This is a genomic window from Flavobacterium sp. I3-2 (genome assembly GCF_013389595.1).
Classification (GTDB): domain Bacteria; phylum Bacteroidota; class Bacteroidia; order Flavobacteriales; family Flavobacteriaceae; genus Flavobacterium.
The window spans coordinates 1,202,107-1,221,160 of record NZ_CP058306.1; the positions used below are offsets into that span (position 1 = coordinate 1,202,107).

The 19,054-nt window shown below is 30.2% G+C and carries 11 protein-coding genes; 5 read left to right on the forward strand and 6 right to left on the reverse strand.

The window, feature by feature from the left end:
- Nucleotides 1-75: 75 nt before the first annotated feature.
- The 4 genes from HW119_RS05690 to HW119_RS05705 form a co-directional block, all read right to left on the reverse strand.
- A complete protein-coding gene (locus tag HW119_RS05690; protein ID WP_177762008.1) occupies nt 76-1,242 on the reverse strand; it encodes a hypothetical protein in 1,167 nt (388 codons plus the stop codon).
- 131 nt (nt 1,243-1,373) lie between these two features.
- Entirely contained in the window at nt 1,374-3,434 is a 2,061-nt protein-coding gene (gene metG, locus HW119_RS05695) for a methionine--tRNA ligase (protein ID WP_177762010.1), read from the reverse strand.
- 55 nt (nt 3,435-3,489) lie between these two features.
- Nucleotides 3,490-3,738 (reverse strand): hypothetical protein, encoded by a 249-nt coding sequence (locus tag HW119_RS05700; RefSeq protein ID WP_177762012.1) that lies wholly within the window; start codon nt 3,736-3,738, stop codon nt 3,490-3,492.
- Between the two features lie 8 nt (nt 3,739-3,746).
- Nucleotides 3,747-4,085, reverse strand: a complete 339-nt coding sequence (locus tag HW119_RS05705; RefSeq protein ID WP_177762014.1) for a DUF4139 domain-containing protein — start codon at nt 4,083-4,085, stop codon at nt 3,747-3,749.
- A 111-nt stretch (nt 4,086-4,196) separates the two neighbouring features.
- Here HW119_RS05705 and HW119_RS05710 point away from each other — a divergent pair, with 111 nt between their 5' ends.
- Genes HW119_RS05710 through HW119_RS05725 form a run of 4 tightly spaced genes read left to right on the forward strand, consistent with a single transcriptional unit; the run spans nt 4,197 to nt 12,837 of the window.
- Nucleotides 4,197-5,747: a T9SS type A sorting domain-containing protein gene (locus HW119_RS05710; RefSeq protein ID WP_177762016.1), complete on the forward strand. Its 1,551-nt coding sequence runs from the start codon at nt 4,197-4,199 to the stop codon at nt 5,745-5,747.
- 2 nt (nt 5,748-5,749) lie between these two features.
- Nucleotides 5,750-9,004, forward strand: coding sequence for an RHS repeat domain-containing protein (locus HW119_RS05715; RefSeq protein ID WP_177762018.1), 3,255 nt, complete (start codon nt 5,750-5,752; stop codon nt 9,002-9,004).
- Nucleotides 8,979-12,434 carry a DUF6443 domain-containing protein gene (locus HW119_RS05720; protein ID WP_177762020.1) on the forward strand — a complete coding sequence of 1,152 codons (3,456 nt, stop codon included), beginning with the start codon at nt 8,979-8,981 and terminating at the stop codon, nt 12,432-12,434. The genes HW119_RS05715 and HW119_RS05720 overlap by 26 nt, the downstream gene beginning before the upstream one ends.
- Before the next feature lies 1 nt (nt 12,435).
- The gene (locus tag HW119_RS05725; protein WP_177762022.1) at nt 12,436-12,837 is read left to right on the forward strand and encodes a hypothetical protein; all 402 of its coding nucleotides are present in this window, start codon (nt 12,436-12,438) and stop codon (nt 12,835-12,837) included.
- Between the two features lie 695 nt (nt 12,838-13,532).
- On the opposite strand, the gene HW119_RS05730 is transcribed toward HW119_RS05725, so the two are convergent.
- Together HW119_RS05730 and HW119_RS05735 are read right to left on the reverse strand one after the other, a co-directional pair.
- On the reverse strand, nt 13,533-14,975 hold the full coding sequence (locus tag HW119_RS05730) for a DUF5689 domain-containing protein (protein WP_177762024.1): 1,443 nt from the start codon (nt 14,973-14,975) through the stop codon (nt 13,533-13,535).
- A gap of 20 nt (nt 14,976-14,995) precedes the next feature.
- Nucleotides 14,996-17,791 carry a TonB-dependent receptor gene (locus tag HW119_RS05735; protein ID WP_177762026.1) on the reverse strand — a complete coding sequence of 932 codons (2,796 nt, stop codon included), beginning with the start codon at nt 17,789-17,791 and terminating at the stop codon, nt 14,996-14,998.
- Between the two features lie 134 nt (nt 17,792-17,925).
- On the opposite strand from HW119_RS05735, the gene HW119_RS05740 reads away from it, so the two are divergent.
- Entirely contained in the window at nt 17,926-18,993 is a 1,068-nt protein-coding gene (locus HW119_RS05740) for an endonuclease/exonuclease/phosphatase family protein (protein ID WP_177762028.1), read from the forward strand.
- Nucleotides 18,994-19,054: the final 61 nt, after the last annotated feature.

The following is a 19,054-nucleotide window of genomic DNA, read 5'->3' on the forward strand; positions in this document are numbered from 1 at the left end:
TAAAATATTACTAAATTAGGATAACAGAAAATCACCAATCATTTTTATTAGATTTTCTGTTTTCCTAATAAACAATTAACGATTATAAGGATATTCGTTCGTCCAATTAAATTTACGTTTAAACAATTCAAAATCTTCTTTTTTAGTAATGCTGAATTTACCTAAAGATTTTTCTGAATCGGAAAATTCAATTTGATTATCTTCAATGAATTTAAAATGGAATTTAACATCTGTTTTTGTAGAATCAGCTGCTTTAAAAAACAGGGTATTTTCTTTTTCATCAAATTTAAAATCCCAAGAAACTATGGTGTCATTTTTATAAAATATTTGAGCATAACCATCATCTATTATCATTTTGTTTAATGCTAAACTGTCAGTTGATTTTTTTTCGTTTTCATAAACTGCGAAAAATTTCTCATTCACATTTTCTTCTGTGTTTAGTATTCGAGACATTGACATCCCAACAGTTAATATCAAAATATATAATATAATTAAAATTTTAGCAGTTACTTGTAGCCATTTCTTTTTAAATCTAAATCCAACGAAACTTATATTTGATGGTTTACCTAGAAGAAAATTTAAAATCGAAATCCAATTGTTATGAATGATAAACAAGGCTATTAATGCTAAGTTTGTAGAAAATATCTTAACCGGAACATCATAACAAAAATTAAGAACCACAATGTTTATCATTACTCCAAAAGCCATTAAAGCTCCTAAAACAGAAGTTCTCCTGAATAGCAATAAGAAACCAGCTGTAGCTTGACAAATTCCCGCAAATGCAGAATAAGCTGGAGATGACCCCATAAATGTCCATAAGATTCCCATTGGTGACATTTCACCTACACTTTGGTCTAATCTAAACAAACTTGGCAACCCAAATTGGCCATCACCAAATTTTGCAAATCCGTAACTTAATAACATGCAACTTAAAAAATAGCGAGCATAGATTATTGAAATCGAAACGACCTTTTCTTTTACAACGGATTTTGTAAATAAGAATATAATTGTAAGGATGAACGATAATAGCAAAACAAAAGTAAGTTTTACAAAATCAAAAACAGTATCACCACTTCCGGTATTCGTTTGTTTTATAAAATCTAAACCAAGGATATTTTGTCCAAACCAAATAAAAAAGTTATCAACGATAATCGGAAATCCAAAAAGTGGAAATGGAAAAATATAAAGGATAAAGTAGATACTAAAATACAGTTTGATGAAATTTAAAACTTTTTCTTTCATGGTTATCTTTTTTTGCTAATTAACATTTTTTAAAAACAATACGTTTGTTATTTAACATTTTAACAACAAATAAAAAAAACACCCCAAAAGATATATGTCTTTTGGGGTGAAAATATTTTAATTAGAAAGTTTTATCCAATCGTTGCGCCGTTGTAAACACCTTCTGTATCCGGATTTACAAAAACCAATTTACCTTCTTTCGTTTCGGTAAGTAAAAGCATTCCTTCACTGTTTACGCCACGTAAAGCTCTTGGTGCTAAGTTTACCAAAACGGTAACTTGTTTTCCAATTACTTCTTCTGGTGTAAAATGTTCTGCGATTCCAGAAACAATCGTGCGAACATCAATTCCTGTATCTACTTTTAAAACCAATAACTTGTTTGCTTTTGGCATTTTTTCAGCTTCAATAATAGTTCCAACACGTAAATCAATTTTAGCGAAATCTTCAAATTGAGCGGTTTCTTTTTGAGGTTCAGCCGTTTTTGCTTCTGCTGCGTTTGCTACTTTAGTTGCTTCCAATTTGTCTATTTGTTTTTGAATTTCTTCATCTTCAATCTTAGCGAATAATAATTCGGCTTGACCGATTTGATGACCTGCTGCAATTAAATTTGAAGTTTCAGAAACTTTACTCCAAGCGATTGGTTCAGCAATGTTCAACATATTTTTAAGTTTAGCCGCCGAGAATGGTAAAAACGGTTCAGCCAAAGTAGATAAAGCAGCTGCAATTTGCAACGCTACATACATTTGAGTTTTTACGCGTTCTTCATCCGTTTTAATTAACTTCCAAGGTTCTTCGTCTGCTAAATATTTATTTCCTAAACGCGCAACATTCATCAATTCGCTTAACGCTTCACGGAAACGGTAACGTTCGATAGAACTTGCAATAACAGCCGGATAAGCTTTTAACTCAGCTAAAGTTTGCTCATCAACTTCAGTTAATGCATTTGGCGCAGGAATAATTCCGTTGTAATATTTGTTAGATAAAACCACCACACGATTGATGAAGTTTCCGAAAATAGCAACCAATTCGTTGTTATTTCTTGCTTGGAAATCTTTCCATGTAAAGTCGTTATCTTTTGTTTCTGGTGCGTTCGATGTTAAGGCGTAACGTAAAACATCTTGCTTTTCTGGGAAATCAACCAAATATTCGTTTAACCAAACTGCCCAGTTTTTAGAAGTAGATAATTTGTTTCCTTCTAAATTTAAGAACTCGTTTGCTGGAACGTTATCTGGTAAAATATAACTTCCTTCTGCTTTTAACATCGCTGGGAAAATAATACAGTGGAAAACAATATTATCTTTTCCGATAAAGTGAACCAACTTCGTGTCTTCATCTTTCCAATACGGTTCCCAATCTTTACCTTCTCGAGCTGCCCATTCTTTAGTTGATGAGATGTAACCAATAGGCGCATCAAACCAAACATATAATTTTTTGCCTTCTGCTCCTTCAACCGGAACATCAATTCCCCAATCTAAATCACGCGTTACAGCACGAGGCTTTAAACCATCGTCTAACCACGATTTAACTTGCCCGTAAACATTCGGTTTCCAATCGTTTTTATGTCCTTCAATAATCCATTCACGTAAAAAAGTATCGTATTGGTCTAAAGGTAAAAACCAGTGCTTAGTTTCTTTTAAAATTGGAGTTGTTCCTGTAATAGTTGATTTTGGATTAATTAAATCTGTTGCGTTTAACGACGTTCCACATTTTTCACATTGGTCTCCGTACGCCCCTTCGCTGTTACATTTAGGACAAGTTCCGGTAACGAAACGATCGGCTAAAAACTGATCGGCTTCCGCATCGTATAATTGCTCGGTAACTTCTTCGATAAACTTACCATCATCATACAATTTTCTAAAAAATTCAGAAGCGGTATCGTGGTGAATTTTAGCCGAAGTACGCGAATAGTTATCGAATGAAATACCAAATTCAGCAAATGAATCGCTGATGATTTTGTTGTATTTATCAATAACTTGTTGTGGTGTAATTCCTTCTTTTTTTGCTTTCATAGAAATAGCTACACCGTGCTCGTCAGAACCACAGATGAAAGCTACATCTTTATTTTGTTGACGTAAAAAACGAGCATAAATATCTGCCGGAACGTAAACTCCTGCTAAATGCCCAATATGTATAGGACCATTTGTGTACGGTAAAGCCGCGGTAATGGTATATCTTTTAGGATCTTGAATCATAGTAAAAATATTTTCAAGCTACAAAAATAATGAAAATAGAACAAAATTTTTGTTATTATCTGAATGAATTATGGTTTTGATTCTTTGACCATCGTAATCCAAAAGTCCATAATAGAATAATAATTATAATTTTAATAAGTATGCCAATTAATTTTCCAAAAAGGAATTCATAATCATAAGTTGATTCACTTTCTATAAAATGTTTTAGCATACTCAGAATTGTTGTCGGTATAAAAAGTAGCGTAATTACGGTTGATAAACTAGCAATGATTATAAAGAAAATTCCTAATGTTTTTTTGACCATGATTTGCTTTAATAATCTAAGTTTTTATCTTTTGCTGATTTGATTTGATAACCGAATCTGATTTTCTTAGTTTCATTAGGTTTTATATTTAAATCCCATGTGATTTTTCCGGTTTCTTGATTTACATTTCCACCATCTTTATCAGTTAAACTAACTTCGATATCCGTTGAAGTACTTATTGGAATTTGATCTTCAAGTAGTATTTCTATTGGTGTTTTTTTGTTATTTCGAACAGAAATTTCGTACACAAAATCTTGCACTTTTCGTGAAGATAACATCTTTGTTCCTGACTTATCTGAAACTAATTTTCGAGAAATGGCAATGTTAGGGTCTCTTCCTAAACTCAATTGTAATTCATTGTTTTGTTAGAAGAAATCAAAAAAAATGTTTAAGAAATGATTTTTTTTACATTTTTTAAATTTGTTTATTTGCAAAATATTAATTTTTTAAATTTATTTATGAAAAGAATAATATTTTTTATGTCTTTTGTATTCTTTACTTGGACAAATTATTCGCAGAAAGTTCTATGGGAAAAAACAATTGGAGGTAAATATTCGGAATACCTTTTTGATATGACTCCAACTCCTGACAACGGTTTTATTCTTGCTGGGAGCTCACTTTCAAACAAATCTGGTAACAAAACAAAGGATGGAAATGGAAATCTTGATTATTTCATTTGGAAGATGGACAAAGATGGTGAAGAAGAATGGCAGCTATCCTTTGGTGGATCGGGCGTTGATATTTTAAAAAGTATTATTTCGACCAATGATGGTGGTTATATGCTAGGTGGTTATTCAAATTCAAATATTTCTGCAGATAAAACAGATTCGCTTCGCGGACTAAATGATATTTGGCTTGTAAAACTTAATGCTAAAGGTGGTGTTGATTGGCAAAAAACTATTGGTGGTATTGGAGATGACAAGCTTGTCCAAATCAAACAAATCAAAGGTGGTGGATATATAGTTGTTGCAAATTCTAACTCTACAATCTCTGGAGAAAAACATGATAAAAATTTAGGAGGTTTAGATTATTGGGTATTAAAGCTTGATAAATCTGGTAATATTATTTGGCAAAAAACTTTTGGCGGAATCTATAACGATGAAGTAAAATCTGTTTTGTTGACCAGAGATAATGAAATAATTATTGGAGGAAGTTCCAATTCTCCAATCGGAGAATTTAAACATTTTGATACCAATGGTGGATTTGATTTTTGGATTTTAAAATTGGATTCTGAAGGAAATTTAAAAAAACAAAAAGTATTTGGTGGCAAATCAGATGACTTTCTTACTGATATAATTGAATCCGAAAATGGTTTTATAATTGCTGGAACAAGCTCTTCAAACGGTGGAGGAAACAAATCTGTAAACTCTGAAAAACATAATGATTTTTGGGTCATCAAAACAGATTTTGACTTTGAAAATGATGAGCAGTTTTCTTATGATTTTAAAGGAGATGATTATTTGACTAGCATAATTTATGATTCAAATTCAAACGAAATTTTACTTGGTGGATTTCAGATTGATGAGAAAACATCTAAAAAAAGTTATATTTCTTTGATTGCGAATGATAAAGGTGAAAATATTTGGAATAAAAAGTTTTCTACAGAAGGAAGTGACCTATTAAGAAAAGTTGCTCACACTCGTGATGGCGGGTATATATTTGCGGGTAATTCAGATGGAAAAGTATCAGGAGATAAAAAAGTTTCACAAGGGTTACATGATTATTGGGTTGTAAAATTAAAACGCGAGCGAAATGAATCTGAAACTAAATTTGAAATTAAACTTGAAGCATTTCCTAACCCAACCGAGCAATATTCAAACATTGTTATCAATCATGAATATGAGGAAGGTACGCTTAGTATTGTTGATTTAGCAGGACGTGTTCTTTATACCGAATCTATTTACTACGATATGGTACCTATTGATTTAGGAAATTACCCTCAAGGTATTTATGTAATCCATGTTAAAACAGACGTTTTCAACGGTTCTATTAAAATAATAAAAAAATAAAAATGCGTAAACACTTAATCAAAAGTTTAATTTCTATAAATTTTCTATGTTTTTGGGGTAACATTATTAAAGCTCAAGATTATGGTTATGACAGTAGAAATTACATAAATAAATTTTCAATTTCTACACCTGATGTTTCTAATTTTGAAAAATATTCTATTTCTGAAGTAAATAAATATGTTGGTGCTCCACAAATTAATATTCCAATTTATACAATAAAATCTGGAGGAATAGAATATCCAATCTCCCTAAGTTATGATACAAGAGGTGTAAAAGTTGACCAAATCGCTTCGAATGTTGGTTTAGGGTGGAATTTAACAAAAACTATAATTTCAAGAATTATTAATGAACATAATGATTTTAATAATTTAGGTGCAAAAGTTTATGAGACTAGCTATGTATATGAATCTGAAGAAAAACAACATGATTTTAAAGCTCTACTAGAAGGTTCTGTTTTTGCTGGATATTTTTTGACTAAAAAGAATCAAAGTATAAAAATGGGAAGTAGCGATATGCTTAATGTAGATTTTTTACCAGATACTTACAGAGTTTATTCTCCAAATTTCAAAACGTCATTCTTTTTTGAAAATACTGATAATCCTATTGAATTAGAGCCTCAAGGAACATTAATTAAAGGAACTGTCGGAAAGAAAAAATTTAGATCTTATATTAAAGGATTTTATCAAAATGCCCCTGAGTTTTACAATTTTCCTACACAAGATTTTTTTTCCTTTTCTATAATAGATAATAAAGGAATTAAGTATTTATTTAATGATTATGATGTTAGTGTTGACTATACACAAAATGCATTAAATAAATATTATTTACCACCACAAGTATCTGCTTGGCATGTTTCAGAAATAGAAGATCTAAATACAGGAAAAAAAATATATTTTGAATATAATGATTATTCTACAAATACACTAGCGTTAGATAATATAGACTTAAGAAGAAATGCTACTCGAAAATCTTATAAATATACTAAAGCAGCACCTGTAACTTCAGGATCGCAAAATTGTTATTATTATAGCGTTGATGACACTAATGGTAGATATACGTTAGATGAGACAGAACATATAGATGTTAGTTTAAAAGCTGTTAAAAAAATTGTTTTCGATGAAGGTTATGTTGTATTTAGATACAATAATGAAGATGAAAATGGTATGAATGGTAGAGCCAGAAAAGATGTTTTTGGAGGTTTGTTTTTGACTAAAATTTTAATTTATAATAAAAATAACGAGGTTGTTAATTACTTTGATTTAAACTATTCGTATTTTCAGTCTGATTATGGAGTTGGTGAGTTTAATCCTTATCCAAGCACTGAGATTGAGCTTAGAGATTATAGATACAAAAGACTTAAGTTAGATTCTGTAAAACCGATGGGATTGCCTGCTTATGAATTTTACTATGACATAACCCATTTACCACCGTTAAATTCATTTGCAATTGATTTTTTAGGCTACGCTAATGGTTCTCTTGACGTGGAAAATATACAAACACTTACGAGTCAAAAATTATCTCCAAAATTATATTATCGTTCTAATCAATTTGAAAAATCTTTATTACCCTTTTACACTAGTGTTTCTGGCCAAAATACTAATGTTATTCCTGGGTATTTTAATAGAGAAGCAACTTCAAAAACCAAAGGATGGAGTTTAACTAAAGTTAAATTTCCTACAGGTGGTACTTTAGACCTAGATTACGAATTAAATACTTTTGACGTTGATGGTAATACAATTGCTGGCGGTGGAATTCGAGTTAAACAACAAAAGTTAAATGACGGCTTTGGTAATATTAGAACGGTAAATTATTTTTATGTAAATAAAGATGATAATAAAACTTCAGGAACATTATCGTCATATCCTTTTTTTGGACATCCTTCAAAAAAGTTTTTTGATGTCTATCGTTTTCAAGAAACGGGTAATGAGAAAAATGATTTTGATGCTTTAGGTAACTCAAGCACTAATGTTACAGATTGGATACTTTTCGATAAAAGTAATATGAATGAAGATATAACTTCAGGTTCTTACGTTGGTTATTCTAGAGTTTTAGAAAAAGAAATTGGATCTGGTTTTACAGAATATTTATTTACATCTAATAATAATCAAAACTATAGAGATGAACTTGAAAGAAATTTACGTTGGAACCCTTCACAAACTTCTTTGGGAAGTAATATCTATACTTGTCTTTCTGATTTTCTTATCATGAATAGTGGCATTGGATCTCGTATTTTTACGGACAACTCTTATTTGCGAGGTAAATTATTAGAACAAAATCTGTATAGTGATACTAATAAACTCTTGCATAAAACCCAGATTGAATATCAAATTGTAACTAAAAATTTATATTCTTTTTTACAACCAGTAAATCAAGGTACTCATTCAAGTGGTGTTAAACATCTTATGTCAGTAAATAAAACTTACAAAGCAAGTGCTTTTTTACCAAAATCAAAAAATATATTGCATTATGATACTTCTGATGTCAGCAATATTTTTAGTGAAATGTCATGGTTTTATTATAATGAAGACAATGTTTTAAGAACGGTTCTTGGAGAGCAAAATAATCGTAATTCAAAATCTACTAAATTTTATTATGCTAAGAATGTAACATCGACTAATAGTTTACCTGGAGAGACAATCAGTAGCTCAGATTTGAATGTAATTAATCTTATGAAATCAAGTAATTACAATAACATAGCTACACCAATACAAGTAGATGAAATTAAGGATGATGATTATTTAGTTTCTAGAAACAGAGTGTTGTTTAAACAGAATGGGAATCATATTGTACCTTCTAAAATTTCTAATGTATTAACTGATGAAGGTCAGTTAACCAATGTAGCGACATTTGATAAATATGATAATAAATCGAATTTATTAGAAATGACTAAAAAAGTAGATGATAAAACGATATACATTTGGGGATATTATGATCAAAAAATTGTTGCAGAAATAAAAAACTTTTCTTCGTACGATAATATTCCTCAAAATCTGATTACAGATATAAAAAATGCATCGAATTCTAATAATGAGCAATCAATTATCAATGCTTTAAATGCATTGAGAAATCATAATTCAATGAAGGATGCATCAGTAACTACATACACTCATAAACCTTTAGTTGGTGTTACAAGTATAATAGGTCCCAATGGTTTAAAAACCACTTACGAATATGATGAATTTAATAGATTAAAATTGGTAAGAGATCATTTAGGAAATATCATAAGTAAAAATGAGTATAATTATAAAAATTTATAAAATGAGAATGTTTTTTTTATTATTTTCTTTATGTATATTCCCTGTGATTTGTTTTGGTCAAAGTACAAATCAGAACTATATAAAGAGGACGATTTATAGAGGAGAAAATTCCACAAATCCTCAAATTCAAATAGTATATTACGATGGATTAGGACGAAGTATACAAAATATTTTAAACGGGCAAGCTAGTGATGGTAATGATATAATTACACATATTGAGTATAATCCAAATGGTCTTCAAGTTAAAGAATTTCTTCCGTATGTACGTCCACAATCGCTTGATTATGATTATAACGCAGATGAAAATTCATATGCTTATTACAATAACGCACAGTTTGAAGACACAACAAATCCTTACGTAGAAAATAGTCTCGAAAAATCTCCAATGAAACGGGTTTTAAAAACTGCTCATCCGGGAAATGAATGGAAAATGGGTAATGATAGAGAGATTAAATATGACTATAAAATTCAAACTGATGCTGATAAGGTGGTTTGGTTTTCCTCAGGTAAAGAGTTACTTGCTACAAATGTATATAAGGGGGGACTTGACAGAATAGGTTATTATCATACAGGTATGTTGAAAAAAAATATTGTAAAAAATGAAAATTGGAAATCAACACAAACTAATAAATTAGATAATACAACTGAAATTTTTACTGATGATAATGGATATAAAGTTTTGGAAAGAAAATATTGGGGTAATGAAAAGCATGATACCTATTATGTTTATGATATTAATGGTAATTTAACATATGTGATACCTCCTATAGTTTCAACTGCTACAGTTATAAGTGATCATGATCTTAATTTTTATTGTTATCAATATAAGTATGACGTTAAGAATAGATTAGTACAAAAAAAGTTGCCTGCTATTGACTGGGAATATTATGTTTATGATAAAAAAGATCGTGTAGTATTACATCAAAATGGTAAACAAAAAGGTAAGGAATGGAATTTTATAAAATATGATATTTTCGACAGGGTGCTATATTCAGGTATATTTACAAATTCATCTTCTCATTTGGTTATGCAAAATGCAATAAATTCAATGAATGCTAATCCTGGAAATACCGAAAAGAGATCGTCAACATCTTTTAATAACAACGGAATAGAAATTTTTTATACAAAAAATGCTTTTCCAACTGGAAGTTTGAAAGTTCTTAAAGTTAATTATTACGATGACTATACAAATTTGGGAGCGGATAATTTTGAGAATTATGAGGGACATGTTTTATTGACTGGATCAGATAAAAGATTAAAGGGTTTGTTAACGGCTAGTTTTGTAAATGTCTTAAATACTGCTGATTGGGATAAAAATTATTATTATTATGATAATAAATATTTGAATTTAATACAAAATGTAAATAAGAATATTTTGGGTGGTTATACTATTGTTAAAAATGATATTGACTTTTCGAAAAAAATTATAAAAAAAGAAACTTTTCATAAAAGATTATTAACAGATAATGAAATTTATGTTGTTGAAAATTTTGATTATACTGATCAGGATATGTTATCTGAATATTCTCATAAGATTAATAACCAAGATGCGCAATATACCACGTTTGAATATGATCCTTTGTTGAAGTTAGTTAAAAAGAATATCTTGGGAACTCAAACAGCAGTCCCTTTACAAGCAATAGTTCCTTTACAGGTAATTCAATATGATTATAATGTAAGAAATCAGCTCACAGGTATCAATAAAGATAGCGAGACTTCATTTTTTTCTTTACAATTAAATTATCAAAAAATTGAAAACATTCAGTTTGCAGTACCAATGTTCGATGGTAAAATTAGCAGTGTTTTCTGGCGTACAGCAAATGATAATATCAAAAAGGGAGAGATTTATCATTATGATAATTTAAGTAGATTAACAAATTCAGATCATTTAATCTTTAATTATGCTCAAGAGTTTTATGCTCGGGTAGAAGCATTTTCTGAAAAAAGATCTTACGATAAAAATGGTAATATCACTAAATTAACTAGAAAAGGTGAGTTGTTAGATTTACAAGATAATAAAATTGATGAACTTACATATACTTATAATGGAAATCAATTACTGAGAGTATCTGATAGTACAGGTAATGATTCCGGATTTAAAGATGGTAATAATGATACAGAAGATGATTATGATTACGATAATCTAGGGAATCTAATACAAGATTTAAATAAAGATATCAATTTGATTAAATATAATCATTTAAATTTACCAATAGAGATTGATTTTGCTAGCGGTAAAATTTTATATACATATGATGCGAATGGCAATAAAATTAGAAAAGTAGTCCAGCCTTTAAATGGTAGTGTACAAACTACTGAGTATATAAATGGTTTTCAGTATTTAAACAATCAATTACAATTTTTCGGTTATTCTGGAGGCTATTTGAAGCCTGTTTTAAACGATCAAAATGAAGTTTCATTTCTATATGTTTATCAATATAAAGATCATTTAGGAAATGTTCGTCTTAGTTATGCCGATGTTAATGGTAATGGACAAATTGAGCCAGCGGATGAGATATTAGAAGAAAATAATTATTATCCTTCAGGTTTAAGACACGAAGGATACAATCAAATTTCAAATAGTAATAGAAGTGAAGCAGCAGAAAAATATAAATTTGGAGGAAAAGAATACCAAGACGATTTTGGATTAAATTGGTTAGATTTCCATGCTAGAAATTACGACCCAGCCATAGGTAGATGGGTTAATATAGATCCGTTGGCAGACTTAACACTTGATCCGTATTCTTATGCGTACAACAATCCAATCAATTTAATTGATCCTAGTGGAATGGGACCAGAAAAATTGAGAATAACTGGAGGTCAAAGTGCAGAAGCTTTAGCTGAGTTACAAAAAAATTTAGGGGATAATGTTACTTTGCATATAGATTTGAATGGTGACGTATCTTATACTCAAAATAATGAAGGACCTTTATCCGCTGATATGACTGAAATATTAAATATTATTGACGATACTACTATTCAAGTTAATTTAACAGCAGAAAATACATTTACTACAGATGATAATGCATTATATATTGGAGGGGCGTTCATGGGAAATTCTCTTAATCAAGATGTTTTGCTAGGTGATACTGTAACGGCTGAACAACTTATTAATCCTGCTGTATTATCTGCAATGAGTACTGACTATAATAATCCAGGGCGTGATGTTTTACATGAGCTTTCAGAAGCATATGAAGGTGGCATTTTGTCAAAGTCAAATCAGGCTTCATCTCCTCGAGCTGGTCAAGAAGGTAGTGTCTATGAATCGGCTCATCGTAATGCTATCCCACAATCGGGTAGAGTAAGTGAATTTATATATGATGAACATGGTAATATATTACAGCGAGGTGATGGAAAATCGTTGCCACCTACTGCAACAAGATTGCAGTATAGAACGGATAATGATACAACAATTTTAGATATTGAATAACATGAAAACAATTATAATGGTTTTAGTCGTCATTTTTTTTACAAGTTGTAAAATTGTAAGAAATAAAACTAAATATGATGAATATCATAAAATTATCAAATTAGATTCTATAAATGATTATTATTTGGTATATACTTCTAAAAATGATTCTATTTTTAAAATTATATCTAAGAAAGGTTATGTGAAAGAAGGTAAAAAAGTTAAAATAGGAAAAAAATATCCAATTAAAGTTAGATCAATGAGAGATAATACACCTACAATTAAGGGTATAAAAATCTCACCAATAAATTTTTTAGACGTAAATTGTTTTCAATTCGATGATAGTACTAAAATATGTAAGGAGGAAGGTATTTATGATTTATATTTTTCAAAAAATTTAAAAGGAATATACTTTATTGAATAGTTAATTGTAAAATAGTTATTGTTTGCTGATTAAAAATGACGTTTTCATTAATTTTATTATTTAATAAATAATCAACGAGGGATAGCTTCGAGGTATTCAAAGGAAGAGCGTTTATTCTTAGTTTTATGAAAAACCGATGGTTTTTCAAATTTTTCCTATCTGACCCCGAGACAGAACCTCGGAGTATTCTCTTAGAATAAAAGTAAATATTTTTGAATTGTAAAGCTAAGTTTGGTTGGTATCTTTAAAAATGAATTCGATATTGTATTAGTTATATTTTAGATTTTTTATACAGTAACATTTTTTTTTGAGTATAAGAACTAATAGTTTTATATTTAATGTTGAATATATAAAAACACTTTAATATAAACTTTGTAAATAGTAAAACAATCTAGGTTTAAGATTCAATTTTTTTTAATTACAAAAATATATTGTACAATAAAGGCAGTATTAAAAAAACATTGGCTTCAAAAATGCTATACCGACCAAGGCATAATCTCTTTTTTGCTATTACATGATTTGGGTATAAATGAGTTTATAATAAAAAAAGGGAAATTATCAAGTATTATTTTTACCTAGAAAATTTCAACTTTGAATCTCATAATCAAAAAAGAGAGTTAAAATCATTAGATTTTAACTCTCTTTTTTAGTTCTTAGTAATCTTAATATTTTTTGAATATTTGATATTTAAACAATTATTCGATTACGAAGTTACTTAAGTAAAGATCATAAGCAGCTGTTTTACCAATTTTTAAAGCAAAGAATTTTGTTCCTTGAGTAGTATTTAAATCAGTTAAACTTGAAATGTCTAAAGTTACTAAAACCCACTCTCCATTAGTATTAATAGTACCTGTATAATCATTTTGCGGTGATGTATTTGTTCCAGTAATAACGGCTGGTGTTATTAATTTATTAGAAGTTAAATCACCAACGTTGAAGGGATGGAATGCAGAACCTCCTTGTTTGTAAATATTCAATGATAAAGATTTACCAGCTGAAGTACCTTTTACATAAAACGAAATCTTAGTTGCATTTGCAGGAATTGTTCCTGAAAGTAAACTTGTGAAAACATAATCATTTCCTGCTACTCCTTGCGTCTCAATATGTAAAGAATTCCCACCATTGTATCCAGTACCAGCAGTACCTTGAGTTGCATAATCTTTTAAACCAACACCATTATAAATATCTAATCCAGCTAAGAACGCAGGGAAATCTTCGAAAGTATTTCCAGGGAATAATGCTACTGCATTTTCACCAGGCTGAGAAGGTGCTGTTGGGTCAGTTGGGTCAGTTGGGTCAGTTGGGTCAGTTGGGATTTGACCGTCTCTTTGTTCTGTTAAGTAAATATCAGAAGTGAAACGAGAAACAAATTGATAATCGTTGTTGAATTTAGTTAAGATACCAGTAATTGTTCCTCTTTTATCTGAAACAGGTAAAAGTGCATATTCAGCGTGTGAACTCGTTCTGAAAATTAATTTTGTGGTTTCAGCAGCATCATTTGTGATGATGTGGTTTGTCTCTCCACCTAATACATTGTATTTATTATAATAAGTTTGACCAATTGCAGCAGCGGCAAATTGTACGTCTTTTAATTTGATTAATTTACCTAAGTTAGCGTCAGATAAAGCTTCTTGCAAAGTCATTTCGTTAACTAAATTAACTTCCGGAATTACATCGCAAGAACGCAGAAGATTATTTTTATATGTTGTTAATGGCAATTGCCCAACATTTCCATTAAATAAATCACCAATAGCTAAAGTACTATGACTCATTTGAATGTATAAATCTTTTAATTTGATAAATACTTTTCTACCTGGTTGGTAATCCAAGTATAATTTTGTTTGATTAATAGCTAGACTAAAACCGATTTCTCCGTCTAATGAAGTTAAATAAATTTTCTTATAGAAATTTCCACCTTTGTCACTTGAAACTACAACAGCTTCGATTACATCGTCTGCTGTGTATTGTGTAGCTGTTGCAGTAGCCATGTTTTTAATATCTGCAACTGTTTTTGTGACTGCTATATTTGGGTCAACACAATCTGTTGAAGGTACTCCATAATCGTCACTTGCACAACTTGTAAATAAAGCTGTTGATAGTACTAGGAATAATGCTGTTTTTAAAATATTTGATTTCATAATGTATGAATGTTATTGTATTAGAAATTGATGTATAAGTTTAAGAAGTAAGTTCTTCCGTATCCGTAGAAATATTTTGGTCCAAAAGCTCTAACGCTTCCTGTCATATCTTCAACCACTTGTCCGTAGTTTGCATTACGACCTTGTTCGAAACCGCCTGTTTTATATTCTACATCAAAAATGTTATTTACGCTTGCAAAGAATCCAATTGTATTTCCATTTACTCTCCAAGATTTACCACCAGAAATATTAACTAAAGTAAAGTCTTTTAATTTCTCTTGTTTTAAAACTCTTTTTAAGTTTGCTTCTGTTGCATCTGCATATGGGAATCCATCAGAATCATCTGGGTTGATTAAGAAGTTTTCAGTTCTTAATAATGGTGAAATATCAACATAACTTCCTCCGATGTAATTAACATTCGCACCAATCCACCAATACTTAGGATCTCTATATTCTAAACCTAAAGAGTAAGCTTGATTAGGCATTCCTGCTTGTTTGTAGTTTTTCATTGTAGCTTCTCCAAAGTTTACCGTCTGTTTTGTATTGTCAATATTCAAAGTTACATTTTGGTTACTTGAATAAATGTATTGACCGTAAGTTGCTGCTACTGTTGCTTTGATTGTAGGAGTTAATTGGTATTCAATTCCTAATTCAACTCCCATGTTTCTTTTGTCAATTCCTGTTACAACTTCAGAAACAAAAGCGTTACCGTTTCCAGAAACCTTATCTTCTCCAGTGCCTAATGTACCTAATCCTTCTGCAAAATAGAATCCGATGTCGGTTGCATCAGTAATTTGAGAATAGAATCCGGTAATACGTCCTTTTAATTTAGGTGTTCTTACGATATAACTTGCATCAAAACTTGAAATAGATTCGCTTTTTAAATCGTTAACAATTGTATTGTTCATACGAGCATTAGGGAAAGTATTTCTTAAAGTAGGAGCTTTAGTTAAGAAAGCTGCATTTGCATTTAAGATATGTCTTCCTGTAATTCTATAAGTAATTCCTCCTTTTACACCAAAGTTTTCAAAATTTACATTTTCTGATTTTCCTTTAGAGTTATCTGCATAATTTCCTGTTCTATATTTTCCATCTCTTTGGTAAGAAGAATAAGAACCTCCAATACCTAAATAATAATCTAATTCACTGTAGTTAAATTTAGCTTGAGCAAATGCTTCTAATACATCAGCTTTTAAATCATAATTATAACCGAATTTATCTCCTACAGTTACTAATCTGTTTGGATTATCTAAGTCTGATTGTTGCGCATCACCTTGTAAGAAAGAGTCTCTGTCAGAATAGTAATCTCCTCCTAATAAATCAACAACTTCTTGATAATTCTGTGATCTTAAATGTCTATAGTTGATTCCAGCTTCTAAAATAATATTATTAGAAAGTTGTGTATTAAAGTTAGAGTTAACAGAAATTTGGTTGTCATAAGTTACATCTTCATACAAAATTGTAGCAGATTGACCGTTGTTTTCTCTGTTTTGTCTATAGATTTCATCCCAGTTGATTTGACCACCAGCAAGAAATAAATCTTTAGCTTCTTGAGCTCTTTGTAAATTTGTTGGAGAATTTCCTACAAAGTTACCGTTATCAAAACTTGTTAAGTAATAACTAGGTAAGTTTCTGTAGTAAGTTGGATCCGGATTTCTCCCGTCGTTAAAATCTAAACGGCTGTTACCGATTTTTCCAAATTGATACCCAACATTTGTGTTTAACTTCGATTTATTAGAAATTTTCCAATCATGGCTTAAAATGAAAAGAGGTTGCTCTACTTCTTTGTATCTTGAATTTCTTTTCTTTCCGTCTTGATATCCCCAATAAGAGTTATATTCATAACCTTTTAAGTCAATAACTTCTTGAGTGTTTGGTGAATTTTTCCCTCTTTTATTTTGAGCGTAAATTGCAGAAAAATTTAAACTATGTTCATCATTAATTTTTTTCTCAACTGCAGCATAAATTGATTTTGCATCGTAATCTGTTCCTTCGAAATAACCTTCTTTGGCACCTCTATATGAAGCAGAAACCGCATAAGCCCATCCGTTTTTGTTCATACCAGAACCGTGCGTAAACATAGTTCTCCAGTTATAGTTTGTGTTTGTTCCAGAAACTGAAAAACGGTTGCCAGCACGAACAGATGAAGCTTTCATGTTGATGGCTTGCGTTCCTAAAATTCCACCAAAAGTGTAATCAGAAGGTGTTGACCCTGTTGTGAACTCTTGGTTACGAGTAGCGTCATTTAAACCACCCCAGTTTGAGTATTGTGGTCTTCCATCGTAAATTTTACTCATTGAAATTCCATTAATAAAGGTCTCTCCGTATTCATTATCTAAACCTCTAATTCTAAAACGAGCTTGACCCCAATTGAAAGCTGCAACTTGTTGAAAGGCATCTCTAGAAGCTTGAAGTAATCCAGAAGTGTTTTCAGAACCTGAATTGTCGTCTCCTAAATCATTTTCTGTTAAGGTTACTAAACTTAATTGCAATTCAGATGTAATATCTTCCCCTAAAGTGATTGTACCTAAATCAATTTTGTTTTCTACATCGATTTCAAATGGCAACGTTTTTGTTAGATAACCTGTAAATGTTAAAATCAAACGATGATTTCCATTTGATGGAATTGTAATTGTGAATTCGCCGTTTTCATTAGTAGAAACACTTTGATTGGTGTTCGCTAATATAGCGGTTACATTCTGTAATGGTTTTTGTGTTGTTTCATCTACAACTTTACCATTGATTTCATACATGCTTTGTGCCCAGGTACTTAGGGTGAAAAGCATTAGAAAAATACCAAAGAATAGTTTTTTCATAAAAATAATTAATTAATAATCGGATTATTTAAGTTTTAAGTAAACTTAACACAATGCAAAGGTACATATTTTCATAATATTAATTAACTTTGTCATCTTGATTCTAAAAAATTTATAATTATTTAATATTGGATATGAAATCAAAATGTCTATTTATAGCGTTTGCTCTTTTGATAAGCGGCGTAATTTCAGCACAAGATAAAAAATTCAAAGTTCATACTGTTGCGTTTTATAATCTTGAAAATTTATTCGACACAATTCCTAATCCGGAAATTTTTGATACCGAATTTACTCCAAATGGTCCAAGAGGTTGGGGGAAACAGAAATATGAAAAAAAATTAGAATACTTAAGTTCTGCAATTTCTCAAATTGGAACAGATGAAAACCCTAATATGCCAACAATTTTAGGAGTAAGTGAAGTTGAGAACAGAGGAGTTTTAGAAGATTTGATTAAAACTCCAGCTTTACAAAAAGGAAATTATGGAATTGTTCATTTTGATTCTCCTGATAGACGTGGAATAGACGTTGCTTTACTTTATCAAAAAGATAAATTCAAACCAACAAGTCAAAAAAGTATACCTTTATATATATATGATAAATCTGATGCTAAATATAAAGATGCTAATGACGGAAAAGGAAAACGTGTTTATACACGTGATCAGTTGTTAGTAACTGGACTTTTAGAAGGAGAAGAAATTAGTTTTATTGTAAATCACTGGCCTTCTCGTTCTGGAGGAGAGAAAAAAAGTAGCCCAAATAGAGAAGCTGCAGCTGCATTGAATAAAAAGACTATCGATTCGTTGTATAAGATTAATCCTAATGCAAAAGTTATGACAATGGGTGATATGAATGATGGTCCTTATAATAAATCGATTAAAGATGTTTTGAATGCAAAAGGGAAAAGAGAAGATGTAAAGCCTCTTGGTTTGTTCAATCCAATGTATAAAATGTCGCAAGATGGTTTAGGAACACTTGCTTATCGTGATGCTTGGGACGTTTTTGATCAAATAATAGTTTCAGAACCTTTAATTCAAAAAGATTATTCTTCTTTAAGATTTTGGAAAGCAAAAATTTTCAATAAACCTTTCTTAATTCAACAATCAGGACAGTATAAAGGTTATCCGCTTAGAAATCAAACAAGTGGTGAGCCAGGTTATAGTGACCACTTCCCAGTTTATGTTTTATTGATAAAAGAACTTTAAATATAAAAAAATCCACTTTTCTTAAGGTGGATTTTTATTTTAACATAAAATAGAAAAAACA

Bases quoted from the DNA above. Each gene is read 5' to 3' on its own strand.
- HW119_RS05710 (WP_177762016.1), top strand. From the start codon at position 4,197: ATGAAAAGAATAATATTTTTTATGTCTTTTGTATTCTTTACTTGGACA.
- HW119_RS05725 (WP_177762022.1), top strand. From the start codon at position 12,436: ATGAAAACAATTATAATGGTTTTAGTCGTCATTTTTTTTACAAGTTGT.
- HW119_RS05720 (WP_177762020.1), top strand. From the start codon at position 8,979: ATGAGTATAATTATAAAAATTTATAAAATGAGAATGTTTTTTTTATTA.
- HW119_RS05735 (WP_177762026.1), bottom strand. From the start codon at position 17,791: ATGAAAAAACTATTCTTTGGTATTTTTCTAATGCTTTTCACCCTAAGT.
- HW119_RS05730 (WP_177762024.1), bottom strand. From the start codon at position 14,975: ATGAAATCAAATATTTTAAAAACAGCATTATTCCTAGTACTATCAACA.
- HW119_RS05700 (WP_177762012.1), bottom strand. From the start codon at position 3,738: ATGGTCAAAAAAACATTAGGAATTTTCTTTATAATCATTGCTAGTTTA.
- HW119_RS05690 (WP_177762008.1), bottom strand. From the start codon at position 1,242: ATGAAAGAAAAAGTTTTAAATTTCATCAAACTGTATTTTAGTATCTAC.
- HW119_RS05740 (WP_177762028.1), top strand. From the start codon at position 17,926: ATGAAATCAAAATGTCTATTTATAGCGTTTGCTCTTTTGATAAGCGGC.
- metG (WP_177762010.1), bottom strand. From the start codon at position 3,434: ATGATTCAAGATCCTAAAAGATATACCATTACCGCGGCTTTACCGTAC.
- HW119_RS05715 (WP_177762018.1), top strand. From the start codon at position 5,750: ATGCGTAAACACTTAATCAAAAGTTTAATTTCTATAAATTTTCTATGT.